This window comes from Comamonas sp. UBA7528 (assembly GCF_002479375.1).
GTDB lineage: Bacteria > Pseudomonadota > Gammaproteobacteria > Burkholderiales > Burkholderiaceae_C > Comamonas.
In genome coordinates this window covers 466,098-491,785 of sequence record NZ_DLMU01000005.1, presented here as the reverse complement: position 1 = coordinate 491,785, position 25,688 = coordinate 466,098, and the positions used below count along the sequence as shown (strand labels likewise).

Genomic DNA, 25,688 nt, shown 5'->3' with positions numbered 1-25,688 from the left:
AGGCTGGGGGTTTTGTTTTTGGCGGTGCAGAAATGCATGTGGCCCAGCCAAGGCCCATCCATTATTCAATCCGCCGTCGTTTATCTGCAGACAGACAACCCCATAAAAAAGAGCACGCTGCGCGTGCTCTTTTTTATTTATGGGATGAGGGGAATGGCTGAAGGCACTAATTGAAAGTACTGCAGCCGCATCCGGCATCGGCAGGCGCCTTCGGGGCCTGGGCACTGTCCCAGGTGCTGCCCTGGGAGCGGCGCCGGCATCACATGCGGCGCTGGCCGTCCACAAACACCATCAACTCGCCTTTTTCAAAGGTGTTCCACTGCTCGTTCTTGGTGAGTGGGCTGGTGACGATGATGGCCACCCGGTCGTTGGGCGTGGTTTCGCTGGCAAAGTCCACGCTCAGGTCTTCGTCGGCCAGGTGGGCCTGGGCGAAGGGGTGGCGCCGCTCGGTGTAGCACAGGTGGGTGGTGGCATGGGCCCACAGCGCTTCCCCGCTGGAGAGCAGGAAGTTGAAGGTACCGTGCGGCGCGATCCGGGCGGCCAGTTCACGCAAGGTCAGTGTGAGCTCTTCGATGCTGGGCACGCCGGCGTGCGACTTCCACAGCTCCTGCATGATCCAGCAGAAGGCCAGTTCGCTGTCTGTGCTGCCCACGGGGTGGAAGTGGGCGTGCAGCTTGGGGGCGAAGCCCTTGAGATCGCCGTTGTGGGCGAAAACCCAGTTGCGGCCCCACAGCTCCCGCACGAAAGGGTGGCAGTTCTGCAGGCTGACCACGCCCTGCGTGGCCTTGCGGATGTGGGCGATGACGTTCTGGCTTTTGATGGGGTACTGGCGGATGAGCTGGGCCACCGGCGAGTCGATGGCACGTTCATGGTCCACAAAATGGCGCAGGCCCTTGTCTTCGAAGAAGGCGATGCCCCAGCCGTCGGTGTGATCGCCGGTGTTGCCGGCACGCTGTGCAAAGCCGCTGAAGCTAAAGCGCACGTCCGTCGGGGTGTTGCAATTCATTCCAAGCAGCTGGCACATGGTGCGGTTCCGGCAATCCAAATACAAAGAGGCATAGCCTAACCTGCAAAGCGGGCATTGGCGCGCAATGCTGCAGCAAAGCGGGCGGGTGCTGACCCGCTACCGGCGGGCACGGGTGACAGGCACAATCGGGCGTTTCGCGTACTGTTGAGCCCATGCATACCGAGTCTTCCCCTTCCGCGTCTGTGAGTTACAGCATCAGCGATCTGGCCAAAGAGTTCGATCTGACCACCCGTGCCATGCGCTTCTATGAGGACATGGGGCTGCTGCAGCCCGAGCGCACCGGCCCCGGCGGGCGCAACCGTGTCTACAGCCCACGTGACCGTACCCGGCTGCGCCTGACGCTGCGGGCCAAGCGGCTGGGGCTGTCGCTGTCGGAAGCCAAGGAAATCATCGATATGTACGACAGCCCACGGGACACGGGCATGCAGCTGAAAAAATTTCTGCAGGTGCTGGGTGCGCACCGTCTGCAGCTGGAAGAGCGCCTGGCCGATCTGCAGGCCAACCTGGAAGAAGTCATGGAGCATGAGGCGGAAGCGCGTCAACTACTTGACAAGCTGGGGGGCAATGAGGTCTCATAATGCGATTGACGTTAACGTCAACGTAAAGAATGAACAGGAGACACCATGGCCGCAGACAAAGCCGCCCTGGACCGGGTGCGCGAGAGCTTTGCGCAGCAAGGGGCCATGGGCACGCTGGGGGCGCAGCTCACGCATCTGGCGCCGGGCGAAGTGGACATCAGCTTTGACTGGGCGCCCGGCCTGACGCAGCAGCATGGCTTCATCCATGCCGGCATGCTGTCGGCGGCCCTGGACTCGGCCTGCGGCTATGCCGGCTTCAGCCTGATGCCGGAAGACGCCGGGGTGCTGACGATCGAATTCAAGACCAATCTGCTGGCCCCCGCCAAGGGCCAGCGTTTCCGTTGTGAAGGCCGGGTGCTCAAGCCGGGGCGCACCATCGTGGTGGCCGAAGGCCGGGCCTATGCCATCGACAACGGAGTAGAAAAACTGGCCGCCACCATGCACTGCACCTTGATGGCCGTGCAGGGGCGTTCCGGCATCGCCGGCAAATAAGGCTGCACAGAACAGCCACCGGCCTCTCGCCATACCTATCACCAGGAGACAAAGAATGAGCAATCTGCCAGGCCTGAACTTCCAGCTGGGCGAAGACATTGATGCGCTGCGCGACGCGGTGCGTGAATTTGCACAGCGCGAAATTGCCCCCCGTGCCGCCGACATCGACCGTAGCGACCAGTTCCCCATGGACCTGTGGCGCAAGTTCGGCGATCTCGGCGTGCTGGGCATCACCGTGTCGGAAGAATATGGCGGTGCCGACATGGGATATCTGGCCCACATGGTGGCCATGGAAGAGATTTCGCGCGCCAGCGCATCGGTGGGGCTGTCCTATGGCGCGCACAGCAATCTGTGCGTGAACCAGATCAACCGCAACGGCAATGCAGCGCAAAAGGCCAAATACCTGCCCAAGCTGATCAGCGGCGAGCATGTGGGGGCCCTGGCCATGAGCGAGCCCGGCGCGGGCTCCGACGTGATCAGCATGAAGCTCAAGGCCGAGGACAAGGGCGGCTATTACCTGCTCAACGGCAGCAAGATGTGGATCACCAACGGCCCGGATGCCGACACCCTGGTGGTCTACGCCAAGAGCGAGCCCGAGCTGGGCGCGCGCGGCGTGACGGCCTTCCTGATCGAAAAGGGCATGAAAGGCTTTTCGATTGCGCAGAAGCTGGACAAGCTGGGCATGCGCGGCAGCCACACGGGCGAACTGGTGTTCCAGAACGTGGAGGTGCCCAGCGAGAACGTGCTGGGCCAAGTCAACGGCGGTGCCAAGGTGCTGATGAGCGGCCTGGACTATGAACGCGCCGTGCTGACCGGCGGCCCGCTGGGCATCATGCAGAGCGTGATGGACAACGTGGTGCCCTATATCCACGACCGCAAGCAGTTCGGTCAGAGCATTGGGGAGTTCCAGCTCATCCAGGGCAAGGTGGCCGATATGTACACCGTGCTGCAGGCCGGCCGTTCGTTCGCCTACACCGTGGCCAAGAACCTGGACATGCTGGGCACCGACCATGTGCGCCAGGTGCGTAAGGACTGCGCCAGCGTCATTCTGTGGTGCGCGGAAAAAGCCACCTGGATGGCCGGCGAGGGCGTGCAAATCTATGGCGGCAATGGGTATATCAACGAGTACCCGCTCGGTCGTTTGTGGCGAGATGCGAAACTCTATGAGATTGGCGCCGGCACCAGCGAAATTCGTCGCATGCTGATTGGCCGCGAATTGTTTGCCGAAACCTGCTGAGCAGGGGTGGGCGGCGCCGCTTCCCAGAACCACAAAGGAACGCCACATGACGACCAGTACCTCCATCGATGACCTGTTTGTGCACAACAAGGAATGGGCTGCCCAGATGGAGCGCGACCGCCCCGGTTTCTTCACCGGGCTGATGGCGCAACAAAAACCCAAGTACATGTGGATCGGCTGTTCCGACAGCCGGGTGCCCGCCAACCAGATCACCGGCCTGGAGCCGGGCGAAGTCTTTGTGCACCGCAACGTGGCCAACGTGGTGGTGCCCAGTGACCTGAACGCGCTGACCACCATCCAGTACGCTGTGGACCACCTGAAGGTGGAACACCTGATGGTCGTGGGCCACTACGGCTGCGGCGGCGTGCTGGCGGCGCTGGAAGGCGTGCGCCTGGGTCTGGCCGACAACTGGACCCGCCATGTGCGCGACGTGCGCGACAAACACTACGACCTGATCAAGGCCACGCCCGTGCAACACCGCCATGATGTGCTGTGCGAGCTGAACGCCATCGAACAGGTGATGAATGTGGCCCAGAGCACGGTGCTGCAGGACGCCTGGGCCCGCGGCCAGAAGGTGGCGCTGCACGGCTGGTGCTACAGCCTGAAGAACGGCCACATCACCAACCTGCACATGACCGTGCCGGGCGAAGGCGGCCTGCACGAAGTGCACCAGAAGGCTGTCGAGATGGTGGCTTCCCGCCAGCGCGACTGATCCCGAGGCGCCCTTGGCTGGGCGCCGCCGCCTGAGGCATGGGCCTGGGCTTTTTGTAGAGCACCCCTGAACCGCGAGCTATCTGTATGTTCCCGCAGCGACTGGATGCCCCCCAGGCCTATGACATCGCCCAGGCGATGATGGACGGTTTCAACCGCCACTACCAGCTGTTCCGGGCCGAGTCCGCCCGGGCCAAGCGCCGGTTCGAGCAGGCCGACTGGAACGGCCAGCAATGCGCCCAGCGCGAGCGCATTGCCTTCTATGACCTGCGGGTCACGGAATGCGTGCAACGCCTGGAGGCGGAATTCCACGCCGGGCTGCTGCCCATGCCGGTGTGGCAGCAGGTCAAGCTGCACTACATCGGGCTGATGGTGGACCACCTGCAGCCCGAGCTGGCGGAGACCTTCTTCAACTCCGTCACCACCAAGATCCTGCACCGCACGCATTTCCACAACAACTTCATCTTTGTGCGGCCGGCCGTCAGCACCGAGTACCTGGAAAGCCGCGATCCCGGGGATGCGCCGGCCTACCGTGCCTACTACCCGGCGTCGCTGCAGGCCCTGCCCCAGATCCTGCAGCAACTGATCGCCGACCTGGCGCTGCAATGCCCGTATGAAGACCTGGAGCGCGACATCGCTGCGCTGACGGTGCGGGTGCAGCAGCGTCTGGAGGGGCTGATGCTGCGGGCCAACTTCCAGATCCAGGTGCTCTCCAGCCTGTTCTACCGCAACAAGGGCGCCTACCTGGTGGGCAAGATCATCACCGGCTACACCGAGCTGCCGCTGGCCATTCCCATTCTGCACAGCCACGAAGGCACGCTGGTGCTGCATGCGGCACTGTTCGGCGAGGACGATCTGCACGGGCTGTTCAGCTTTGCGCGGGCCTACTTCATGGTCGACATGGCCGTGCCCAGCGCCTATGTGGGCTTTCTGCGCAGCCTGATGCCGCGCAAGCCCCGCGCCGAGATCTACAACGCCCTGGGCCTGGCCAAGCAGGGCAAGACGCTGTTCTACCGCGACTTTCTGCACCACCTGCGCCATTCCAGCGACCAGTTCCGCATTGCGCCGGGTATCAAGGGCATGGTGATGCTGGTATTCGACCTGCCCAGCTTTCCCTATGTGTTCAAGCTGATCAAGGACAAGTTTCCGCCCCCGAAGGACACCACGCGCGAGCTGGTGCAGAGCAAATACCGACTGGTCAAGCAGCATGACCGGGTGGGGCGCATGGCCGACACGCTGGAGTACAGCCTGGTGGCCTTTCCGCGCGAGCGCTTTTCCGACGCGCTGATTGCCGAGATCCAGGCGTTCGCCCCCAGCCAGCTGGAGATCAGCGACCGCGATGGCGACGGCCAACAGGAGGTCATCCTCAGCCATGTCTATATCGAGCGGCGCCTGGTGCCGCTGAACATGTACCTGCAGGAATGCTTCGATGCCGGGCTGGACAACCCGCGCGCCAAGGCGAACATGGAGCGTTCGGTCATTGAGTACGGCAACGCCATCAAGGAGCTGGTGGCGGCCAACATCTTTCCCGGCGACATGCTGTGGAAGAACTTTGGCGTCACGCGCGGCGGCAAGGTGGTGTTCTACGACTATGACGAGATCGAATACCTGACCGACTGCCAGTTCCGCGCCGTGCCTGCGCCGCGCAATGAAGAGGACGAGATGTCCGGCGAAATCTGGTGGCATGTCGGACCGCGCGACGTGTTTCCCGAGACCTTCGGCCCCTTTCTGCTGGGCCACCCCGCCGTGCGCGAGGTCTTCATGCGCCACCACGCCGATCTGCTGGAGCCGTCGTTCTGGCAAGGGCACAAGGAACGCATACAGCAAGGCCATATGCACGACGTCTTTCCCTACGACAGAACCCGTCGTCTGACCGCCGATGCCGTCGGCTGAGGCCGTCTGCAACGGTTCTGCTTTCCCTCGCATATCCATAACAACCCAAGGAGATCACCATGCACCAAGACCCCGTCGTCATCGTCAGCGCCGCCCGCACCCCCATGGGTGCCTTCCAGGGCGATTTTTCCGATCTGGCCGCCCATGACCTGGGCGGTGCTGCGATTGCAGCCGCCGTGCAGCGCGCCGGCATCCGGCCCGAACAGGTCGAGGAAGTGCTGTTCGGCAACTGCCTGATGGCGGGCCAGGGCCAGGCACCGGCCCGCCAGGCCGGCTTCAAGGGCGGTCTGCCGCAAAGCACCGGCGCGGTGACCCTGTCCAAGATGTGCGGCGCCGGCATGGAAGCCACCATCCTGGCCCACGACCAGCTGATCGCTGGCAGCCGCGAGGTGATGGTCTCGGGCGGCATGGAAAGCATGACCAATGCGCCCTATCTGCTGAAAAAGGGCCGGGGCGGCTACCGCATGGGCCACGACAAGGTCTATGACCACATGATGCTGGACGGTCTGGAAGATGCCTATGAGGCCGGCCGCTCCATGGGGACCTTTGGCGAAGACTGCGCGGCCAAGTACCAGTTCACCCGCGAGGCGCAGGATGCCTTTGCCATTGCCAGCGTGCAGCGCGCACAGCACGCTGCCCAGAGCGGTGCGTTCGCCGCCGAAATCACCCCCGTCACCCTCAAGACCCGCAAGGGCGATGTGACCGTGAGTGTGGACGAAGGCCCGGCCAAGGCCAAGCTGGACAAGATCACCGCCCTCAAGCCGGCGTTCAAGAAGGACGGCACCATCACCGCCGCGTCCAGCTCCAGCATCAACGACGGCGCGGCCGCCATGGTGCTGATGCGTGAATCCACGGCCAAGCAGCTGGGCTGCAAGCCGCTGGCACGCATCGTGGCCCATGCCAGCCACGCCCAGGCGCCCGAATGGTTCACCACGGCCCCGGTCGGCGCCACCGAGAAAGCGCTGAAGAAGGCCGGCTGGAAGGTGGACGATGTGGACCTTTGGGAAGTGAACGAAGCCTTTGCCGTGGTGCCCATGGCGCTGATGGCCGAGCTGAAGGTGCCGCACGACAAGGTCAATGTGCACGGCGGTGCCTGCGCCCTGGGTCACCCCATCGGGGCCAGCGGTGCGCGCATTCTGGTCACGCTGATCCACGCGCTGCAAACCCATGGCAAGAAGAAGGGCCTGGCCACGCTGTGCATCGGTGGCGGCGAAGGCACGGCCATGGCCATCGAGCTGGTGTGAGCGCCGTCCCTGCCGCCCATGAGGGCGGCCGGGGTGGTGGAGGCCGCGTCCCGGCGTCGCTTGACACCGTTTCCCGGCGCGGGGCACAGGGCGGCTTGCTTTACAGTCGTCCCATGTGCCACCGGCCGTATGCGCGGTTTCCCTTGCCTGCGGCCTTTTTTCCTTGGATTTCCGTATGCAAGCAGAACTGCCCGAAGACGACCGCCATGCTGCCGCGCCCTTGAGCGCCCCACAGATTGCCGCCTTCTGGACTGAATTTTCCGGCCAGCTGGCCGCATGGGAGGCGCTGGATGGCCGCGCCTTCGTCGAAGAGGCCAATGCGCTGCTCAAGCGCCAGGCGCCCGGGCTGTCGCTGGAGCTGGAAGGCGTGCCGGCCCAGGCCTGTGCCCGCCTGGTGGTCACGGCCCACGGCAATATCGAACAGTTTGAGAACGCCCAGGCGCTGGTGCGTCAGGCCCCCCGCCTGGAGGGCTACACCGTGCAGGCGTTCCGCAGCCGCACGGCCAGCGGTAACTTTGCCATGGGGATGCAGGACTTCGAGCTGTCCTGCGACGATGTGCTGGTGGCGCCCTATGACGCGGGCGGCATCATCGGCCTGGACTTGGCGTTCGCCAAGGCCGTGCCGGACGCCATGCAGGAGCATGCCCGGCACATGGCCTTCATCCTGCTGGACCATGTGCTGGGCGAGTGGGATTTTTCCGTGCGCGTGGGGCCGGTCGACTTTGTGGAAGCAGCCGCCGAGGCCTCGCCGCTGTCGCAGTTTCCCGCCGTGTTCGATGCCTTCCAGCGCGAGGTGCTGGGCCGCACCTACAGCTTCCCGCAGGAGGAGAACGACCGCTGGATCTCGCTGGAAGTGCGTTCCCGGGATGCCGATGAGGACGATGCCCCGGATCTGCTGACCTTCCACGACAGCGCCCATGCCCTGGCCACCCGCGCCGATCTGTCCTATTTCCTGACGCTGCGCTTCCCGATCGACAGCCAGGAAAGCCTGGACAGCGCCCGCGACGCCCAGGATGCGCTGGACGCCGAGCTGCTGCGGCAGCAGCGCGGCATTCTGGCGTTCACGCGCATGGAAGGCATGGACTTCCGGGTGGCGGCTTTCTATGTGGACGACCCGGATGCCGCCGCGCAGCTGGCCCGCCAGCTGGCCGCCGAGCATGCGCCCGGTCTGGAAGCGGCGCTGGCGCTGGAATACGACCCGTCCTGGCGCGAATACCTGGGCATGTACGGCGCCATCCACCGCCAGGACCGTCACGCGGCCGATCAGGCCTAGGAGGAGCACCATGATCACCAGTGAAGAGCAGCTGCGGCAGCTGTACGCCATGCCGGCCGAGCGGGCCCTGCTCAAGCAGCAGGTCGATCTGGACCGGCATTGCCTGCGCTTCATTGCGCTGTCGCCTTTCTGTGTGATCGCCACGGGGGGCAACGCCGGCAGCCTGATGGATGCCTCGCCGCGGGGCGGGGCTCCCGGTTTTGTGAAGGCCCCCGACCCCCGCACGCTGATGATTCCCGACGCCGGCGGCAACAACCGGCTGGACAGCCTGAGCAATCTGCTGCGCGATCCGCGCATCGGCCTGCTGTTCATGGTGCCCGGCATCAACGAGACGCTGCGCGTCAACGGGACGGCCAAGCTGCGTGACGAAGGGCATTACACGGCGCTGTTTGCCGGCCCGCACTTCCACCCCAAGCTGGTGATCGAAGTGCAGGTGCAGGAGGCTTATCTGCACTGTGCCAAGGCGCTGATGCGTTCCCGGCTGTGGCAGGCCGAAGCCCAGGTGGCGCGCAACGTGCTGCCGACGATGAACCAGATGATCCATTCCCAGATCGGCATGGCCGCCCCCACCGAAACGCAAGAGCAGATGGAGCACCGCTACCGGGTGCAGATCGCTGCCGAGCAACCCGGGGGCAGCATTGGCTGAAGCCCACCCGCACAGGGCGCTGGCGCCGATGTGCCCACCGCATTTCTTTTCACTCTTACAGGAGCCTCCATGGCCTTGGTACTGATCATTGGCGCCTCGCGCGGCATCGGCTTGGGGCTGGTGCAAGCCTATGTGGCACAAGGCCACCGGGTGATTGCCACCGTGCGCAATCCTGCCGACACAACCCGCCTGCGGGGCGAAGGTGCGGAGGTGCTGGTGGTGGATGTGGCCGATCCCGCCAGCGTCAGCGGCCTGGCCTGGCAACTGGACGGTGAAGCGGTGGACCTGGCGCTGTACGTGGCCGGTGTCTGGAGCGATCTGCCCGCCGACGTCCCCCCCAGCCAATCTGAGTTTGACCGCGTCATGCACACCAATGTGCTGGGCGCCATGCAGGCACTGCCCCAGGTGGCACCGCTGGTCGAGGCAGCGGGCGGCGTGTTCGGCCTGGTCAGCAGCAGCATGTCGCGCCTGAGCGAGGCGGAGCCGGATGCCTGGCTGTACCGCGCCAGCAAGGCCGCACTGAACATGGTGGTGGCCAGCAGCCAGCCGCAGTGGCCGCGTGCCCGCATTGTGGCGCTGGACCCCGGCTGGGTGCAGACCGAGATGGGTGGCCTCGGTGCCACCATCACCGTCGAGCAAAGCGTGCAGGCCCTGGTGCAGACGCTGGCGCAGGTCTCTGCCGAGGACGGCGGCCATCTGCTGCACCGCAACGGACACCGGCTGGATGGCTAGCCACTGAAACCAAGGCGGCTTGTGTGCATGGCCGGAGCACAAGCCGCTGGCTCTGATGACCTACAACAACACCGGCTGGAGACAAGAACATGCTGCTGACCCCTGACCAGGAAATGATCCGCGATGCGGTGCGCGACTTTGTGCGCGAGCAAATCACCCCCCATGCAGCGCGCTGGGACAAGGAACACCACTTTCCCAAGGATGTGCACCAGGGCCTGGCGGCCCTGGGGGCCTACGGGATCTGCGTGCCGGAAGAGCTGGGCGGAGCGGGCCTGGATTACATCAGTCTGGCCCTGGTGCTGGAAGAGATTGCGGCCGGCGACGGGGGCACCAGCACCGTCATCAGCGTGACCAACTGCCCGGTCAACGCCATCCTGATGAAGTACGGCAATGCCCAGCAACAGGAAAAATGGCTGCGCCCGCTGGCGCAGGGGGCCATGCTGGGCGCGTTCTGCCTGACCGAGCCGCATGTGGGCTCCGACGCATCGGCGCTGCGTACCACGGCCACCCGAGACGGGGACGACTATGTGATCAATGGCGTCAAGCAGTTCATCACCAGCGGCCAGAACGGCGATGTGGCCATTGTGATTGCCGTCACCGACAAGGCCGCCGGCAAGAAGGGCATGAGCGCCTTTCTGGTTCCCACCAGTAACCCCGGCTACCAGGTGGCGCGGCTGGAAGACAAGCTGGGCCAGCATTCCAGCGACACCGCGCAGATCAATTTCGATCAGTGCCGCATTCCGGCCTCCCTCCGGGTGGGCGCCGAAGGCGAGGGCTACAAGATCGCCCTGTCCGCACTGGAAGGCGGGCGCATCGGCATTGCCGCGCAGAGCGTGGGCATGGCGCGTGCAGCATTCGAGGCCGCGCTGGCCTACAGCAAGGAGCGCGAGAGTTTTGGCCAGCCCATCTTCAACCACCAGGCCGTGGGTTTTCGGCTCGCAGACTGTGCGACGCAGATCGAAGCGGCCCGGCAGTTGATCTGGCACGCCGCCAGCCTGCGCGATGCCGGCCGACCCTGTCTGAAGGAAGCCGCCATGGCCAAGCTGTTTGCCAGCGAGATGGCTGAGCGTGTCTGCAGCATGGCCATCCAGACCCTGGGGGGCTATGGCGTGGTCAGCGATTTCCCGGTGGAACGCATTTACCGCGATGTGCGGGTGTGCCAGATCTACGAAGGCACCAGCGACGTGCAGAAAATCATCATCCAGCGGGCACTGGCGTAAGCCGGCCGGGGGCACAGGCGGCGGTTCTGTGGGCCGCCTGCTGCGGCTGCTTCAGTGCGGCGGCTGAAGGAGGGTGCGTTGGGGGGCACGCTTTGCTGGCGCTGCCTGCGGGGGCCGTGCCCCCCGGCTGTGCAGAGCCCACAGCACGCCGGCGACCAGCAGGGCAATGCCCGCCAGGGTTTCGGCCGGCGGGAACTGCTGGCGCAGTGCAAAACTGTATGCCAGGGCGGACAGGGTTTCGCAGACGATCAACTGGCCCGACATGGTGGTGGGCAGGTGCTGGCAGGCCGCATTCCAGCACAGCGCGCCCAGCCAGGAGCCCACCAGGCCGGCAGCGAACATGCCGCAGACAAATTCCCAGGGCCGCGGCCCCAGCGGGGTGGTGAAGCCCAGCCCGTCCTGCTGCAGCCACAGCCAGGAAATCGCAAAACCCACCAGCGCCATGGGCAGCGTCACCAGCCCCTGGGCTGTTGCCCAGGTGCGGGATGAAACGCCGGGGTGGGCGCGCAGCCAGGCGGCGTTGCGGATGGGGTACCAGGTCCAGCACAGCATGGCGATCAAGGCCAGCCCGATGCCCACACCGTAGCTTTCCAGCTGGCTGGCGCTGCTGTGCCGCAGGGCTTGCAGTTCGTGCTGGTTGACCAGCGCGATACCGCCCAGGATCAATCCCAGTGATGGAAACAGCTGGCCCCACGGCAGGGCTGTGCGACCGGCGCGCAGGTTGGAGGCCACGGCAATCGCCACCGGCAGCGCGCCACTGGCGATCAGGGTGGGCAGGGGAACCCCTGCCAGCTGGATGGCGCTGGTCAAGAGCAGGTAGAAGGTGATGTTGCCGATGGCGGCCAGGCGCAGGGCTTGCAGCCAGTCGGCACGGCGCAGTTGGGCCAGGGCCGTGCGGTCCCACCAGGCCAGGGGCAGGGCGATCAGGCCGAATGCCAGGTAGCGGCCAAATGCCAGCAGCGGCGCGGGATAGTCCGGCAGCAGCAGTGGCACCACAAACACCAGGCCCCACAACGCCCCTGCCGCCACGCCGCACAGGATGCCCCATCGCATGCCGGCGTTCATGGCGTGGGATGCCGCGCTGCAGTGCAAAGAACGGGATGGGACACCGGGCGCAGCAGCGCCACAGGCAGCGGGCAGGGAAAGGGGCACATGGTCGGCGGGATTGTGCGCCGCAGCATCCAGGGCTGCGGCGCGGGGGCCCCAGGCTGATGCCGGCAGTACGGGATTGGCGGCGCTGCCAGCGCCGCTGCAGCACGCGTGCTAGGCCTGTCCTGCCGGTGACGCGCCCCCGGGGTTGGCACGGTGGCGGCCCGCAGTGGCTTGGGGCCAGCATGCAGCTTTGGACCCATGCCCAGGAGAAGTTGCATGCCTTTTGCCACCGTCAACGGCCAGCGCCTGTTTTACGAAGATACAGGAGGCAGTGCCCCCGTCCTGGTGTTCTCCCACGGTCTGCTGATGGATCACCGCATGTTTGCGCCCCAGGTGGCCGCGTTTCGCCATGGCTGGCGCTGCATCAGCTGGGACGAGCGCGGCCATGGCGCCACGGCCACGCCGGGGCAGTGTGCGCCGTTCAGCTATTACGATTCGGCGAACGATCTGGTGGCGCTGCTGGACCACCTGGGTGTGGAGCGTGCCGTGCTGGTGGGCATGTCCCAGGGCGGCTATCTGTCGCTGCGCGCGGCGCTGACCCACCCGCAGCGTGTACGGGCCCTGGTACTGATCGACACCCAGGCGCTGAACGAGGACCCCGCCAAGATGCCGGCCCACCAGGCGGTGGTGGCGCGCTGGTCGCAACAAGGGCTGGATGCGGACATGGCCACCGGCCTGGAGCGCACCATCCTGGGCGACGGCTGGGAGGACGCAGCCGCATGGAAGCGCATCTGGCAGGGGGTGGATGCGGCCAATCTGCAGCAATGCTTTGCCACGCTGGATGCGCGCGACGATATCTCGGCCCGCATGGGCGAGATCCGTGCGCCGGCGCTGGTGATCCACGGCACGCAGGACCGTGCCATCACCCTGGAACGGGCCCGTGCCATGGCCGATGCGTTGCCGCGCGCCCGGTGGGTGGAGATCGAGGGGGCTGGCCACGCCCCCAATCTGACCCACCCGCAGCTGGTCAACGCCGCCATGCAGGCTTTTCTGGGCACGTTGGCGCCGCAGGGGTGAACATGGTGTGGACGGCGTCCTGGGTGCTGCGCTTCAGATCCCGTCCAGGTCCGGGATGCGGCGGCGCAGCACCACGGTGATCTGGCCATTGGTTTCGATGGTGGCGCGCTCCACCGCATGGGCGTTCAGGCAGCCGTTGGCGCGCAGTGCGGCGGACAGGTCGTCGGCGGTGATCTGCTCCTGCCGCAGCAGGGCTTGCTGCACCACGCCCTCACGGATCAGCACCTTGGGGCGGCCATCGATCCAATGCCGCAGGCGCGGGTAGCGATAGCTCAGCCGGGCCAGCAGCACATGGCAGCCGATCAAGGTGCCGGCGCTGACCAGACCGCCTGTCAGGGAGTTGTCGCCCGCATTCATGGAGTTCTGCACGGCGTTCGACAGGATCAGCAGCAGCACCAGATCGAATGGTGCGTACTGCCCCGTCTGGCGCCGCCCGGTCAGGCGCAGAAAGACCAGCAGGAACAGGTACACGACCACACCGCGCACGACCAATTCCCACCAGGGGACTGCCAACTGCCACATCGCATGCTCCTTGAACCCAGGATGGGGCCACGATAACGCGGATTGCCGGCAGCGCGTGCGGCAGGGCTGCAATCAGTCCCAGGCCACGCTGGGGTCCAGGCGCTGGGCCAGGGTCTTGGGAATGGGCAGGTCCAGGTCGGCCAGGCGCTGTTTGACCAGAATCTCCGGCACCTCGAACAGATGGGCCAGCTCCTGCAGCGTGCGGGCATGGCCGCCCTCCACGGTGAAGCGCAGCACGGATTCGGGCATCAGCAACTGCAGGGCGAAGTCGTTGGCCTCACTGTCCTGGCGCTGGCTGTGATCGGCGTGGTAGCTGCCGCTGATGCAGATGGCGCGCTGCATGCCGGGGCGCAGGTGGTGCAGTGCCAGGTGGGCGATGGCATGGGCCACGCCATAGCGCTGCAAGGTGATGGGGTGCTGGCGGCCGATGGTGACACAGGCCTTGCGTTGCGGTGAGATGTCCAGCACGGCACAGGCTTCGCCCGTATCGCCCAGCGCCACCACCAGCCGCATGGCCTTGGCCAGGCGCGCCAGATTGACCGGAACCGATTGGTCCCAGTGCGTCTTCAGAATGCCTTCCGCGAGCAGTGCCATGGGACCATTATCCGATGGTCCGAATGCGGGTGGTACAGCCCACGATTACGGTGCCCGGACGGTGTACCGCAATGGGTGTTTGCCCGCTACAGTACAGGCAAGGGTATGACATGCACACCAGCAAAGGCGGATGCTGGGGTCGATAAAAATGATGTCTTGAATGTTGCGTTGCAATACAAACCGCCTGCGGAGCACCGCATGCCGATCACCAACCTGCGCGGACAGTACATCCATTACGAAGACACCCACGGCGCCAAGCCGGCGCTGGTGTTTGCCCACAGTTTTCTCATGGACGGCAGCATGTTCCATGGGCTGGCACAACGCTTCCGATCGCAGTGGCGTTGCATCAGCTGGGACGCGCGCGGCCATGGCCGCAGCGAAGGCCCGCTGCAGGACTTCAGCTACGACGATCTGGCCGATGACCTGGACGCGCTGCTGGCGCATCTGGACATCCGCAAGGCCGTGGTGGTGGGCGTCTCGCAGGGTGGGCAGGTGGCGCTGCGTTGTGCACTGCGCCATTCCGCACGGGTGCGCGCGCTGGTGCTGATGGGCACGCAGGCCAGCACCGAAGACCCGCAAAAGCTGCCCGGCCATACCTCGCTGGTGCAGGAGTGGGCGGCCGGGGGACTGTCCGACCCCATGGCCAAGGGCGTGGCCCACCGGCTGGTCGATGCCGGCTGGCATGGCATCACCGAATGGCAGGCCAAGTGGGCGTGCTGGCAACCCGCCCAGCTGCTGCGCTGCTTTGCCGCCTTTGCCGGGCGCGATGACCTGACCGGCCGGGTGGCTGCGCTGGAGCAACCGGCACTGGTGATCCATGGCGGGCGCGATGTCTGTGTCAGCATCCCGCGCGCCCAGGCCATGGCGCAGGAGCTGCCGAATGGCCGCTGGCTGCAGATTCCCGGTGCAGGCCATGCACCCCACCTGACCCACCCGGCCGAGGTGGAAGCGGCCATGGCCCGTTTTCTGGCCCATGTGGGTGAGCCGGACATGCACCTGGTGGCGGCCTGATCCGCGCGTAGCCGATGCTGAGGCACCGCATTCTGCGGGGCAGTGCCTGCGGTGGGCCTGGGCGCGGCCCGCTGCGCATGGTGCAGTGCGCAGCGCGGCCATGGCGCCGTGCCCCGGCCGGCGGTGCAGCGGTCTGCAACAATCCCGGGCTGGGCGCGCACACCGGCCGCGCCACCGCATTCAGGAGCCCTCCGTCCATGCAGCGACGCGATTTTCACCATGCCGCCACCGGCTTTGCCGGCACCCTGTTGCTGGGCGCATGGTCCCAGGCACAGGCGCTGAACCTGTCCCAACTGACCAATGCCGAAGCCAGCAGCGGCGTCAAAGCCGCGCTCACCCAGGGGGCGGAAGCCGCCGTGTCGGTGCTGGGCAAGCCCAATGGTTTTCTGTCCAACCCGCAGGTGCGCATTCCGCTGCCGGGCCAGCTGGCCGATGCCGCCAAGCTGCTCAGGCGCTTTGGCATGGCCCAGCGGGTGGAGGAGTTGGAGACCACGCTCAACCGCGCCGCCGAAGCAGCGGTGCCCGAAGGCAAGGCGGTGCTGCTGCAGGCCGTGCAAAGCATGACGGTGGCGGACGCCAAAAGCATTCTGGGCGGCGGTGACACCTCGGTCACCCAGTTCTTTGCCAGCAAGACGCGTGCGCCGCTGGCCGAGCGCTTTCTGCCCATCGTCACCCGCGAAACGGACAAGCTCGGCCTGGTGGCGCAGTACAACCAGTTGGCGGGCAAGGCAGCGGGCTTCGGCCTGCTGAAAGCCGAAGAGGCCAATCTGGCCCAGTATGTGACCGGCAAGACGCTGGATGGACTGTTCACCACCATTGGCGAGCAGGAACGCGCCCTGCGCCGCGATCCCGTGGGTGCCGGCAGCGCGCTGCTGCAAAAAGTGTTCGGGGCGCTGAAGTGAGCACCGCAGGGATCGCCGTTTCCACGGCCTGCCCCTGCGGGCGCGAAACCAAGGGAAAGCCGTTGGCCTACAGTGCGTGCTGCGGCCGCTTCATCGACCACTGGGAGACCGCACCGGCACCGGACGCCGAGCACCTGATGCGCTCGCGCTATACCGCCTTTGTGTGCGAGAACGTGCACTATCTGCTGGCCACCTGGCACAGCAGCCAGCGTCCGCCTGAGCTGACATTCGAGCCCGGCGCCAAATGGCTGGGTCTGCAGGTCAAGGACTTTGTGGCCACCGGTGCAGACACTGCCGAGGTGGAGTTTGTGGCCCGCTTTCGCGTGGCTGGACGCGCCGTGCGACTGCATGAGCGCAGCCGCTTTGTGCAGGAAGCGGGGCGCTGGTATTACGTCGACGGTGCGCAGTTCTGAGCGGGCCGCCCTGGGCGGCCTGACCGTTTTACCCCTGCGCTGCATGCAGTGGGAAGCGTTTGATTCTTTGATGCCATGGGGTGACAGCGCGCTGGGTGCGCACACAGACAGCTATGCAATTTGAAGCCATTTTGTTCGACTGCGACGGCGTGCTCGTCGACAGCGAAACCATCACCAACCGCGTGCTGCACGGCATGCTCAATGCATCCGGCTGGGCGCTGGGCGAAGAAGAATGCATGCGCGTCTTTGTCGGCCACACCGTGCGCAGCAAAGCGCCGCTGATCGAAGCCGAAACCGGCCAGCCGCTGACGGACGCCTGGATGGCCGAGTTCTACGAGCGTCGCAACCAGCGCCTGCGCGCCGAGCTGGAGCCGATCGACGGGGCAGTGTCTGCCGTGGCCCAGCTGTCCACCCGCCTGGCCGGCAAGATGGCCGTGGCCAGCGGTGCCGACAAACCCAAGGTGGTGATGCAGCTGGAGAAAGTGGGCCTGTCCCCCTTCTTTGGCGAGCATGTCTTCAGCGGCCACGACCTGCCGCGCACCAAGCCCTGGCCCGATGTGTACCTGGCCGCCGCCGCCGCCGTGCAGGCCGATCCGGCCCGCTGCCTGGTGATCGAAGACTCGGTCCCCGGCCTGACCGCCGGCGTGCGTGCCGGCGCCACGGTCTGGGGTTTCTGCCCCAAGGTGGGCGCGCATTCCACGCCTGCGCAGCTGCTGGAAGCCGGTGCCGTCCATGTGTTTGACGATATGGCGGATCTGCCGCGGCTGCTGGGCATCCTGTGATGCGGTGATGCGTCGGGTGTCGCCGCAGGGCTGGCGCAGAACGTCCGAATCGCCTGCAGGGGGCGAGTCCCTGGTCTTCGGAGAGCTGCTGCCCCGCTTCTGCTCTGTCCATGAAAAAACCCCTGCCGGTGTGCACCGGCAGGGGTTTGCACGCAATGCGCTCCGCGCTTAGAAAGCCCAGCGCAGCTTCACGCTCGCGGAGTGGTCACGCTGGCCGCTGCCCATCTCGCCCTGGTAGCCCAGCACCAGGGCTGCGCTGCGGGACAGGGCCACATCGGCCTCCAGGCCCAGCACGGCGGTGTTACGGGCCAGCGGTGCGCCGGCCACGGTGAAGTTCTGGCCGCCTTCAAACGCCATGGTCTTGGACTGGGCCACATCGCCAAACGCATGGCGCCAGCCCACGGTGGCACGTACACGGCCTTCCTTGCCCGCCAGCTGGATGTCGCTGTGCACGCGCAGACCCAAGGTGGTGCTGGCCAGGTCGTCGGTGCTGCTGCTGCCATGCAGCGCCGCAAAACCGCCGCGCTCCTGGAAGCTGCCCGTGCGCTGCTGGCCCAGGCTCACGCCCACAAAGGGCTCGAATCCCACCTTGTCGTACTGGCCGATGGCGTAACCCACTTCGGCAAACAGTTGTGCTGTGTGTGCGCTGTAGTCCGCCTTCAGGGTCTGGCCCAGGCTCTGCACCTTGCGTGTGGTCTCGATGTCGTGCCAGGTGTAGGCCAGGCCGCCCAGCACATTGATGCGCGGGCCGGTACCGGTGCCAAAGCTCTTGCCGCCGTACACGGCTGCGCTGTAGCTGTTCACGTCCGACTCGGAGGAGCGGTCTGCCACCTTGCCGTCGGCCTGGGTGTAGCCCAGCGATCCGCCCAGGCGCCAGCCGCTGGTGCCCACTTCCTCGTCCATACCCAGGAACAGGCCGGTGGTGCGCTGCTTCAGCTGGGCCGCATTGCCGTCGCCTTCATAGCGCTGCCAGTGGCCCACCACCTCGGCCCAGGCAGGCAGGGCTTTGGACGAAGGCCAGGCCGATGCGGGCAGCGGACCGTCGCTTTGCGCCACCGGGGCGCCAGCACGGAAGCCGGCCGTCATGTTGTTGCGCAGATGCTGGCCGCTGACGCTGGGGGCATAGGCCCCCAGGCCCACCAGGCTGCTGCCCACGCTGGCCTGCACATCGCCGGACAGGCTGGCCAGCACTGCCGCCGGTGTGCCTGCTGGCAGCTTCTCCACAAACTGGTAGAGGGCGCTGCTGCTGGGCAGGCTGCCGATGGCGTTGGCCACGGAGGACTGGTTGCGGGTATCAGCCAGCTCGGCAAAGCCCATGTCGCCGCCTCCCGTGCTGCTGCCCTTGCGCTGCAGCTGCAGCGTCACGTCGGTGGTGGTGTCATTGGTTTGCAGATAGCCCAGGGCGGCATCCAGATAGGCATAGTTCGAAGTGACCGAACTGAAGGTGCCGTTGATCTGGCTGGCACTCAGGATGGTGTAGGTTTTGCCCACTTGGTAGTCGGTGGCGGCATTGGATTGGACGCCCACATGCAGCGCACTGCCTGCCAGTGTGGCCGTGCCTGCCACCTTGATCAGGCTGCTGCTGTCGGAGTTGGGATCGGTCTGAACCAGATAGGTGGAGCCGGCCTGCATCACCAGGTCCCCCAGCACGCGCAGCGTGCCGTAAGGCGTGCTGGCAGCCGCCATCAGGCCGGTGGCGATGGTGCCGCCGTTTTCAATGGTGGTCACACTGCCTGTGCCGCCCAGGCTGCCGATACCGGCCAGGGTGGCACCGCTGGCCACGGTCAGATTGCCGCCCAGTTTGCCGGTGTCGGTCAGCAGCAAGGTACCTGCTGCCACCACGGTAGCGCCGTTGTAGCTGCTGCTGTTGCCAGTCAGGATCAGGAAACCGGCGCCATCTTTTTGCAAGGTACCTGTACCGGAGACTGCGCCAGCATAGACGGCTGAGTCGCTGCGGTTGAAGACCAAGGTTCCGTCGTTGACCACATTGCCCACCAGCGTACCGCTGGTGCCACCGGTACCAACGGACACGGTGCCCGTGGCGTTGTTTTTCAGGGTGCCTGCGTTGCTGATCGTGCCTTCCGTGGTCAGCGTGCCGTTGTTGTGCAGCCGGCTACCGCTGTCGATGTCCAGTTGACCGCTGGCGCTGTTGAACAGAGTGCCGGCGTTGACCAGCCCGCTATAGCCTTGCATAGCATTGGACAGGTGCAAGGTGCCACTGTTGGTGAGTGTGCCGTGGTTGGTCAGTATGTCGTTGATGGTCAGGGTGCCGGCATTGTCCAGCGAGGCGTAATTAACCAGCGAGCCATTGTTGGTCAAGGTGCCCTCATTGCGCAGCACGCTGCTCGCATTGCCTGTGGTTCCGTTGTACAGCACGCCGTTGTTGATCAGCGTGCCGGTATTGAACAGCCCGCTGCCAGGCGAGGCCTGCAGATCATTGGCATTGCTCAGCGACCCGTTGTTGGTCAAGGTGCCGTCGTTGTTCAGCGTGTGGTAGTTGGTCAACGTACCACCAGTGTTCTTCAGCGTGGCACCAGTGTTGTTGTTTAGCGTACCGTAATTGTTCAGTTGGTTGGCGACGCTGTTGATCAGCGTGCCGTTGTTGTTCAGCGTGCCGAACGCGTCATTGACCAACTGGCCATCACTGTTGGTGAGTGTTCCGTCGTTGGTGAGCGTGCCCTTGTTACGGAGTTCGTCGCCGCCTTCATTGGTCAACTGGCCGTCGATATGGTTGTTGAACGTTCCCAAGCTGATCAGCGTGCCATGGTTGTTCAGTGTGCCGTCGTTGTTCAACGTGCCATAGGCGTTGATCAGGGTGTAGCCGCTGGTGACGTCCAGCGTTCCGGTGGCGGCAATGTTGCCGCCAGCGAACTCGTTATCGGGGTAGTTGACTGCCGTCATGGTCTCGCTGACGCCCGCAGCCACATCGATGTCGGGCGGTGAATAGGCCGCAGCGCCCATGCTCATCAGCCCCATTGCCAGCGCGGCGGCCAAGGGTTTCCATGCAGGCAGGTCGGCCGACGGAAAAGACAGTGCCAGGCGGGCGCGGCGAAGGCTGGTGCCGCCTGTGCGTGCGGTTTCGGGGGCTGCCACCCAGGTACCCAAGGTGGCGTTCCAGATGCTGTGGTAAATGCGGTTCATGAAGGGGAGTTCCAGTGTTTCCGGGGCTGATGGGTTGCCAGCCCCGCTGCCGCATGCGCTGCGCAGCGACGAACGGTAGTGCACTGTAAGGTAAAAATTACAAAATTTAACAATTGGGTAAGCTTGTTCTTTGGCGTTTGCCACGGAGGCCCATGCGCACATGGGCTGCAGCACGGTTCCTTGTGGCGCCATTTCCATAGCCGGTGTGGCAGAGGCCTGTCTGCGCGGGATGGTTCATGGGACATGGCACGCCGCAGGGCCGTGATCTCGTGCAGCAGCGTGCCGTGTTGGAGGGGGGACGGCTGACTGCGTGCGATGGGGGATCCGCAGCCCGCTGCCCAGGAGCTTTGATCCAGTCGCTTTGCAATGGAGCGCTGCCGGTGCGCATGGCCGCAGCGCCGGCCTGCAGGCGCTGCTAGTCCGCCACCCGGTGCAGCGTCCGGTATTCCGCCGGGCTGTGGCCGGTCCAGGCCTTGAAGGCGCGCAGAAAGCTTTTGTCGCTGGCAAAGCCGCAGGCCTGGGCGATGCGTTTGAGCGGGCGGTCGCTGCGCAGCAGCAAGGTGGTGGCGCGGTCCAGGCGCACGCTGTCTTTCAGGGCCTGCAGGGTCTGGCCTTCGGCCTGTAACTGCCGGTGCAGGCTGCGGGGTGACACCAGCAGGGCGCGGGCCAGGGTGTCGGCGGTGTGCAGCAACTGGGTGTCGGCCACCAGCAGCTGGCGCACGCGGGCGCTCCACTGCTTTTCGCGGCGATAGGGCAGTACCTGGATGGGCAGGGCGCGTTGCAGCATCTGCTGCAGCGCGGTTTCGTCGCGGGCCAGCGGCAGGTCCAGCAGGCGGGCTTCAAAGCGCAGGCTGGCCCAGGGGGCGTCAAAGCTGACCGTGCCGGGGAACATCAGCGGGTAGGCGTCGGCATGGGGTGGTGCCGCAAACGGGAAGCTGGCTTCCAGCAGCGGCAGGCGGGCGTCGATCAGCCAGCTGGCCACGCCATGCGCGTTGCGCAGCAGCGAGACGGTGCAGAACTCCCGCACCGGGCCCAGGTCGCGCCGCTCCTGCAGGCGCAGCTCGGCCAGTTCGCTGTGGCGCACCAGCTCCAGCGTGACATCGTCATTGAGCAGCCCATGGTGGCGGCACCAGCGCGCCATGGCCAGGCCCAGCGTGGGGCTGCTGATGCTGGCGCGCGCCAGCATGCCGTAGCTGCCCCAGGGCAGGCGGCGGCCGAACCAGCCCAGGGCTTCGTCGTCCAGCTCGCGCATGGCATGGGCGCAGAGCAGCTCCATCTGCAGTGCGGTGATGCGGGCGCGGGTCTTGGCCACCTGTTCTGGCGCAATTTGTGCCGCTTGCAGTGCAGCAATCGGGTCCAGGTCGCGTTTGGCATAGGCCCAGACCACGGCCTGCACAAAGGCCATGGGCGTGAGTGCAGGGGAGGCGTGCAGGGCGGAGGCGGTCTCGGGGACCAGGCTGGGCGTGTACATGGTGTGGCAATTATTGCAACCTTGCTGACGCCATCTGGGCAGGAGAGACCCGTATCCTGAACCCACCTATCGACATGGCGGCGCCACGCAGCGCTGCCGGCAGCAGGAGACACATTCCCATGGACGCCACCCTTTTGTCCACCAGCCATGCACGCGGTGCGACCGACCAGCCGCTGATCGAGCAGACCATTGGTGACTTCTTTGCGCAGATGGCTGCACGCCAGCCCGCGCGTGAGGCCCTGGTCAGCCGCCACCAGGGGTTGCGCTATACCTATGCCGAGCTGCACCGCAGCGCCCGCCAACTGGCCAGCGCACTGCTGGGCCTGGGGCTGGCGCCGGGCGACCGCGTGGGCATCTGGAGCCACAACAACGCCGAATGGGTGCTGATGCAGCTGGCCACGGCGCAGGTGGGCATCATCCTGGTCAACATCAACCCGGCCTACCGCACGGCCGAGGTGGAATATGCGCTGAACAAGGTGGGCTGCAAGGCGCTGGTGGCCATGCCGCAGTTCAAGACCAGCGACTACCTGGGCATGCTGCGCGAGCTGGCGCCCGAGCTGTCCGACCACACGCCCGGTCAGCTGGAGGCCGCCCGCCTGCCCACACTGCGCACCGTGGTGTGGATCGACGTGGCGGACGAAGGTGACGACCAGCCCGGCATGGTGCGCTTTTCGGATCTGCTGGCCGAGGGCCATGCCGAGGATGTGCGCATCGACCAGATCGGAGCCACGCTGCAGAACACCGATCCCATCAACATCCAGTTCACCAGCGGCACCACGGGCTTCCCCAAGGGGGCCACGCTGACGCACCGCAACATCCTGAACAACGGTTTCTTCATCGGCGAATGCATGCGGCTGACGCCCGAAGATCGTCTCTGTATTCCTGTGCCGCTGTACCACTGCTTTGGCATGGTGCTGGGCAATCTGGCCTGCTTTACCCACGGCAGCTGCATCGTCTACCCGAACGACGGTTTTGATGCCCTGAGCGTGCTGGAAGCGGTGCAGGCCGAACGCTGCACCGGCCTGCATGGCGTGCCCACCATGTTCATTGCCGAGCTGCAGCACCCGCAGTTCCAGACGTTCGATCTGTCCACGCTGCGCACCGGCATCATGGCCGGTTCGCCCTGTCCCATCGAGGTGATGAAGCGTGTGGTGCGCGACATGCATTTGTCCGAAATCACCATCGCCTACGGCATGACGGAGACCAGCCCGGTCAGCTGCCAGAGCGATGCCGGCACGCCGTTGGAAAAGCGTGTGGCCACGGTGGGCAAGGTGCAGCCGCACCTGGAAGTGAAGGTGATCGATCCCGACACCGGTGCCACGGTGGCGCCCGGCACATCGGGCGAGCTGTGCACCAAGGGGTATTCGGTGATGCACGGCTACTGGGGGGACGAGGCCAAGACGCGCGAAGCCATCGATGCCGAGGGCTGGATGCACACCGGCGACCTGGCCACCATGGACGCCGAGGGGTATGTGAACATCGTCGGCCGCATCAAGGACATGGTGATCCGTGGCGGCGAAAACATCTACCCGCGCGAGATCGAGGAGTTTCTCTACCGCCATCCGCAGATCCAGGATGTGCAGGTGGTGGGCCTGCCCGACAGCCGCTACGGCGAGGAGCTGTGCGCCTGGATCATCGCCAAGCCCGGTGAAAGCCTGGACGAGGACGGGGTGCGCAGTTTCTGCCAGGGCCAGATCGCCCACTACAAGGTGCCGCGCTACATCCGCTTTGTGGACGCTTTCCCGATGACGGTGACCGGCAAGATCCAGAAGTTCCGCATCCGCGAAGAGATGGTGGAACAGCTGCAGCTGACCACGGACCGCACGGCATGAGCTGCACGGCCCGTCGCACTTCCCCCGGCTGCGCGCCGTGGCGCTCAGTGCGCCCCGCCAGCGTGGGGCAGGGGCGTCAGGCCGGCGGCACGGCGGGCCACCACCAGGCGTTTGCGCAGCGCCACTTCCGACATGTCCAGCTCGCTGACCATGGCGCGCAGGGTCTCGTCGTTGATACGGTGGGCCTGGCGCTCGGCGTACAGGGTGTCGCGCTCCACGTGAATGCAGTGCAGGCGCAGTTCCATCTCGCGCAGATAGCGCAGGCGGCGCTCCTGCACCATTTCGGGCGTGTCGCGCTGGGCTTCGGTAGAGGTGGCCACGCCGCTGTCGTCCAGCAGGTGGATGCGGTTGCGGTACTCCTGGGTGATGCGCCCCACCACTTCCTGGTACTGGGCGATCCAGGCTTCGTCGTGCTTTTGCGCTTCTTCCTCGGTCATGGTCAGGCTGGCAATGGCCGCCTTGCAGGCCGCGGCGCGGGCACTGCGCTCCTCGTGCTGGGTCTCGGTGTCTTCGTGCGCGGGCATGCGGCGCAGCAGCAGCGGCAGGGCGATGCTGCCCAGAATCAGCGTGAACAGAATCACTCCGGTGGCCAGAAAGGTCAGCAGATCGCGCGAGGGAAAAGGTACGCCGCTGCGCATATGGACCGGAATGGACAGGGCCGCCGCCAGCGTGACCGCACCGCGGATGCCGGCCATGGTGGTGGCCAGGTTCAGCAGGTGGGAGGGCTTTTCCAGCATCTTGCCCTCCTGGTGGGCGCGGCGCAGGGCGCCGTGCACGCCCAGCGTGATCCACACCCAGCGCATCAGCAGCAGGGCAAAGGAAATCACCACCACATAGGCCACCAGCTTCCACCAGTCGTCACCGGCGTCCAGCAAGGTCACGCCGATGATGGACGGCAGCTGCAGGCCCAGCAGCAGGAAGATGGCACCGTTGAAGGCCGACTCCACCATGCTCCAGGTGCCCTCGGTCTGCAGGCGCTCGGAGATGAAATTGCCACGGTCCAGATCGGCAAAGTTGGTGGCAATACCGGCGGCCACGGCGGCCAGAATGCCCGAGACCCCGATTTTTTCGCCCGCGAGGTAGGCCGCGAAGGGCAGCAACACCAGCAGCAACACCATCTGCGTGGCGGCCAGATCGCCCACGCGGCGGGTGATGGCATCGCGCGCGGTGCTGAAACCCCAGCCCATCAGCGCACCAATGCCCAGGCCGCCCACGGCCATCCAGGTGAAGTCCTTGGCCACGGCGCCCCAGGAGAAGGCGCCGGTCAGCGTGGCGGCCACGGCGAACTTGACGGCCACCAGGCCGGACGCATCGTTCAGCAGCGATTCGCCTTCGAGCATGTGCATGGTCTTGTGCGGCATGCCCAGGTTGCGCGTGATGGCCGATACGGCCACGGCGTCCGTGGGCGAGACCACGGCCGCCAGTGCAAAGGCCACCGTCAGCGGGATGGACGGAATCATCCAGTGGATGAAGTAGCCCAGGCCCAGCACCGTGAAGCACACCAGGCCGAAGGCCAGCAGCAGGATGGGACGCGCCAGGGCAAAGAATTCGCGCTTGGGAATGCGCCAGCCGTCGGCAAACAGCAGCGGCGGAATGAACAGCAGCAGAAACAGTTCAGGATTGAAGCTGATGTGCAGCCCCTTCTGGGGCCAGGCAATCACGGCGCCCAGGGCAATCTGGATCAGGGGCAGCGGAATGGCGCGCATATAGCGTGCGGCAATGCCGGTGACGGCACCGAGCATCAGCACGAGCAGGACGGTTTCAACGGTGTGCATGGGGGCATTTTCTGTGAGAGCAC

At 65.6% G+C, this 25,688-nt stretch carries 23 protein-coding genes; 16 read left to right on the top strand and 7 right to left on the bottom strand.

Going from position 1 to position 25,688, the window contains the following annotated elements; translation table 11 throughout:
* Positions 1-259: 259 nt before the first annotated feature.
* Positions 260-1,024 (bottom strand): class II glutamine amidotransferase, encoded by a 765-nt coding sequence (locus tag B3349_RS08010; RefSeq protein WP_218333135.1) that lies wholly within the window; start codon positions 1,022-1,024, stop codon positions 260-262.
* A 155-nt stretch (positions 1,025-1,179) separates the two neighbouring features.
* Between B3349_RS08010 and B3349_RS08005 the strand changes: the two genes are divergently transcribed.
* From B3349_RS08005 to B3349_RS07960, 10 genes are all read left to right on the top strand, one after another.
* Positions 1,180-1,605: a MerR family transcriptional regulator gene (locus B3349_RS08005; protein ID WP_066539884.1), complete on the top strand. Its 426-nt coding sequence runs from the start codon at positions 1,180-1,182 to the stop codon at positions 1,603-1,605.
* Positions 1,606-1,650: 45 nt separating this feature from the next.
* Positions 1,651-2,097: a PaaI family thioesterase gene (locus tag B3349_RS08000; RefSeq protein ID WP_291587903.1), complete on the top strand. Its 447-nt coding sequence runs from the start codon at positions 1,651-1,653 to the stop codon at positions 2,095-2,097.
* A 55-nt stretch (positions 2,098-2,152) separates the two neighbouring features.
* Positions 2,153-3,334, top strand: a complete 1,182-nt coding sequence (locus B3349_RS07995) for an isovaleryl-CoA dehydrogenase (RefSeq protein ID WP_291587900.1) — start codon at positions 2,153-2,155, stop codon at positions 3,332-3,334.
* Positions 3,335-3,380: 46 nt separating this feature from the next.
* On the top strand, positions 3,381-4,046 hold the full coding sequence (gene can / locus B3349_RS07990) for a carbonate dehydratase (protein WP_291587898.1): 666 nt from the start codon (positions 3,381-3,383) through the stop codon (positions 4,044-4,046).
* 86 nt (positions 4,047-4,132) lie between these two features.
* Positions 4,133-5,938 (top strand): bifunctional isocitrate dehydrogenase kinase/phosphatase, encoded by a 1,806-nt coding sequence (aceK, locus tag B3349_RS07985; protein ID WP_291587897.1) that lies wholly within the window; start codon positions 4,133-4,135, stop codon positions 5,936-5,938.
* Between the two features lie 59 nt (positions 5,939-5,997).
* Positions 5,998-7,182 carry an acetyl-CoA C-acyltransferase gene (locus B3349_RS07980; protein ID WP_291587895.1) on the top strand — a complete coding sequence of 395 codons (1,185 nt, stop codon included), beginning with the start codon at positions 5,998-6,000 and terminating at the stop codon, positions 7,180-7,182.
* Between the two features lie 175 nt (positions 7,183-7,357).
* Positions 7,358-8,455: a hypothetical protein gene (locus B3349_RS07975; RefSeq protein ID WP_291587893.1), complete on the top strand. Its 1,098-nt coding sequence runs from the start codon at positions 7,358-7,360 to the stop codon at positions 8,453-8,455.
* A gap of 10 nt (positions 8,456-8,465) precedes the next feature.
* The gene (locus B3349_RS07970; protein WP_291587891.1) at positions 8,466-9,101 is read left to right on the top strand and encodes a pyridoxamine 5'-phosphate oxidase family protein; all 636 of its coding nucleotides are present in this window, start codon (positions 8,466-8,468) and stop codon (positions 9,099-9,101) included.
* Between the two features lie 69 nt (positions 9,102-9,170).
* Positions 9,171-9,833, top strand: a complete 663-nt coding sequence (locus B3349_RS07965) for an SDR family oxidoreductase (RefSeq protein ID WP_291587890.1) — start codon at positions 9,171-9,173, stop codon at positions 9,831-9,833.
* Positions 9,834-9,922: 89 nt separating this feature from the next.
* Positions 9,923-11,053, top strand: coding sequence for an acyl-CoA dehydrogenase family protein (locus tag B3349_RS07960; RefSeq protein ID WP_291587888.1), 1,131 nt, complete (start codon positions 9,923-9,925; stop codon positions 11,051-11,053).
* A 51-nt stretch (positions 11,054-11,104) separates the two neighbouring features.
* On the opposite strand, the gene B3349_RS07955 is transcribed toward B3349_RS07960, so the two are convergent.
* A complete protein-coding gene (locus B3349_RS07955) occupies positions 11,105-12,106 on the bottom strand; it encodes a DMT family transporter (RefSeq protein ID WP_291587885.1) in 1,002 nt (333 codons plus the stop codon).
* A gap of 315 nt (positions 12,107-12,421) precedes the next feature.
* Between B3349_RS07955 and B3349_RS07950 the strand changes: the two genes are divergently transcribed.
* Positions 12,422-13,222, top strand: coding sequence for an alpha/beta fold hydrolase (locus B3349_RS07950; RefSeq protein ID WP_291587883.1), 801 nt, complete (start codon positions 12,422-12,424; stop codon positions 13,220-13,222).
* Between the two features lie 33 nt (positions 13,223-13,255).
* Here the strand turns inward: B3349_RS07950 and B3349_RS07945 are convergent, their stop codons facing one another.
* Positions 13,256-13,744, bottom strand: coding sequence for a DUF421 domain-containing protein (locus tag B3349_RS07945; protein WP_291587881.1), 489 nt, complete (start codon positions 13,742-13,744; stop codon positions 13,256-13,258).
* Positions 13,745-13,816: 72 nt separating this feature from the next.
* The gene (locus tag B3349_RS07940; RefSeq protein ID WP_291587879.1) at positions 13,817-14,338 is read right to left on the bottom strand and encodes an ImmA/IrrE family metallo-endopeptidase; all 522 of its coding nucleotides are present in this window, start codon (positions 14,336-14,338) and stop codon (positions 13,817-13,819) included.
* 198 nt (positions 14,339-14,536) lie between these two features.
* Here B3349_RS07940 and B3349_RS07935 point away from each other — a divergent pair, with 198 nt between their 5' ends.
* The 4 genes from B3349_RS07935 to B3349_RS07920 all read left to right on the top strand — a co-directional run bounded on the left by B3349_RS07935 (position 14,537) and on the right by B3349_RS07920 (position 17,446).
* On the top strand, positions 14,537-15,349 hold the full coding sequence (locus B3349_RS07935; protein ID WP_291587878.1) for an alpha/beta fold hydrolase: 813 nt from the start codon (positions 14,537-14,539) through the stop codon (positions 15,347-15,349).
* A gap of 197 nt (positions 15,350-15,546) precedes the next feature.
* Positions 15,547-16,251, top strand: coding sequence for a DUF4197 domain-containing protein (locus B3349_RS07930; RefSeq protein ID WP_291587877.1), 705 nt, complete (start codon positions 15,547-15,549; stop codon positions 16,249-16,251).
* A complete protein-coding gene (locus B3349_RS07925; RefSeq protein WP_414646861.1) occupies positions 16,248-16,664 on the top strand; it encodes a YchJ family protein in 417 nt (138 codons plus the stop codon). The genes B3349_RS07930 and B3349_RS07925 overlap by 4 nt, the downstream gene beginning before the upstream one ends.
* Positions 16,665-16,777: 113 nt before the next feature.
* A complete protein-coding gene (locus B3349_RS07920; RefSeq protein WP_291587875.1) occupies positions 16,778-17,446 on the top strand; it encodes an HAD family hydrolase in 669 nt (222 codons plus the stop codon).
* Positions 17,447-17,614: 168 nt separating this feature from the next.
* On the opposite strand, the gene B3349_RS07915 is transcribed toward B3349_RS07920, so the two are convergent.
* Entirely contained in the window at positions 17,615-20,587 is a 2,973-nt protein-coding gene (locus B3349_RS07915; protein WP_291587872.1) for an autotransporter domain-containing protein, read from the bottom strand.
* Positions 20,588-21,002: 415 nt separating this feature from the next.
* Positions 21,003-22,058 (bottom strand): AraC family transcriptional regulator, encoded by a 1,056-nt coding sequence (locus B3349_RS07910; protein ID WP_291587869.1) that lies wholly within the window; start codon positions 22,056-22,058, stop codon positions 21,003-21,005.
* 119 nt (positions 22,059-22,177) lie between these two features.
* On the opposite strand from B3349_RS07910, the gene B3349_RS07905 reads away from it, so the two are divergent.
* The gene (locus B3349_RS07905; protein ID WP_291587866.1) at positions 22,178-23,890 is read left to right on the top strand and encodes an AMP-binding protein; all 1,713 of its coding nucleotides are present in this window, start codon (positions 22,178-22,180) and stop codon (positions 23,888-23,890) included.
* Positions 23,891-23,934: 44 nt separating this feature from the next.
* Here B3349_RS07905 and B3349_RS07900 read toward each other — a convergent pair whose 3' ends face one another.
* Entirely contained in the window at positions 23,935-25,665 is a 1,731-nt protein-coding gene (locus tag B3349_RS07900; protein WP_291587863.1) for a Na+/H+ antiporter, read from the bottom strand.
* Positions 25,666-25,688 lie beyond the last annotated feature (23 nt).

Excerpts from the sequence above, each read along its gene's own strand:
- B3349_RS08000 (WP_291587903.1), top strand. The coding sequence starts at position 1,651 with ATGGCCGCAGACAAAGCCGCCCTGGACCGGGTGCGCGAGAGCTTTGCG.
- B3349_RS07965 (WP_291587890.1), top strand. The coding sequence starts at position 9,171 with ATGGCCTTGGTACTGATCATTGGCGCCTCGCGCGGCATCGGCTTGGGG.
- B3349_RS07970 (WP_291587891.1), top strand. The coding sequence starts at position 8,466 with ATGATCACCAGTGAAGAGCAGCTGCGGCAGCTGTACGCCATGCCGGCC.
- B3349_RS07955 (WP_291587885.1), bottom strand. The coding sequence starts at position 12,106 with ATGCGATGGGGCATCCTGTGCGGCGTGGCGGCAGGGGCGTTGTGGGGC.
- B3349_RS07920 (WP_291587875.1), top strand. The coding sequence starts at position 16,778 with ATGCAATTTGAAGCCATTTTGTTCGACTGCGACGGCGTGCTCGTCGAC.
- B3349_RS08005 (WP_066539884.1), top strand. The coding sequence starts at position 1,180 with ATGCATACCGAGTCTTCCCCTTCCGCGTCTGTGAGTTACAGCATCAGC.
- B3349_RS07995 (WP_291587900.1), top strand. The coding sequence starts at position 2,153 with ATGAGCAATCTGCCAGGCCTGAACTTCCAGCTGGGCGAAGACATTGAT.
- can (WP_291587898.1), top strand. The coding sequence starts at position 3,381 with ATGACGACCAGTACCTCCATCGATGACCTGTTTGTGCACAACAAGGAA.
- B3349_RS07905 (WP_291587866.1), top strand. The coding sequence starts at position 22,178 with ATGGACGCCACCCTTTTGTCCACCAGCCATGCACGCGGTGCGACCGAC.
- B3349_RS07900 (WP_291587863.1), bottom strand. The coding sequence starts at position 25,665 with ATGCACACCGTTGAAACCGTCCTGCTCGTGCTGATGCTCGGTGCCGTC.
- B3349_RS07940 (WP_291587879.1), bottom strand. The coding sequence starts at position 14,338 with ATGGCACTGCTCGCGGAAGGCATTCTGAAGACGCACTGGGACCAATCG.
- B3349_RS07960 (WP_291587888.1), top strand. The coding sequence starts at position 9,923 with ATGCTGCTGACCCCTGACCAGGAAATGATCCGCGATGCGGTGCGCGAC.
- B3349_RS07975 (WP_291587893.1), top strand. The coding sequence starts at position 7,358 with ATGCAAGCAGAACTGCCCGAAGACGACCGCCATGCTGCCGCGCCCTTG.
- B3349_RS07935 (WP_291587878.1), top strand. The coding sequence starts at position 14,537 with ATGCCGATCACCAACCTGCGCGGACAGTACATCCATTACGAAGACACC.
- aceK (WP_291587897.1), top strand. The coding sequence starts at position 4,133 with ATGTTCCCGCAGCGACTGGATGCCCCCCAGGCCTATGACATCGCCCAG.
- B3349_RS07910 (WP_291587869.1), bottom strand. The coding sequence starts at position 22,058 with ATGTACACGCCCAGCCTGGTCCCCGAGACCGCCTCCGCCCTGCACGCC.
- B3349_RS07945 (WP_291587881.1), bottom strand. The coding sequence starts at position 13,744 with ATGTGGCAGTTGGCAGTCCCCTGGTGGGAATTGGTCGTGCGCGGTGTG.
- B3349_RS07980 (WP_291587895.1), top strand. The coding sequence starts at position 5,998 with ATGCACCAAGACCCCGTCGTCATCGTCAGCGCCGCCCGCACCCCCATG.
- B3349_RS07930 (WP_291587877.1), top strand. The coding sequence starts at position 15,547 with ATGCAGCGACGCGATTTTCACCATGCCGCCACCGGCTTTGCCGGCACC.
- B3349_RS07915 (WP_291587872.1), bottom strand. The coding sequence starts at position 20,587 with ATGAACCGCATTTACCACAGCATCTGGAACGCCACCTTGGGTACCTGG.
- B3349_RS07950 (WP_291587883.1), top strand. The coding sequence starts at position 12,422 with ATGCCTTTTGCCACCGTCAACGGCCAGCGCCTGTTTTACGAAGATACA.
- B3349_RS08010 (WP_218333135.1), bottom strand. The coding sequence starts at position 1,024 with ATGTGCCAGCTGCTTGGAATGAATTGCAACACCCCGACGGACGTGCGC.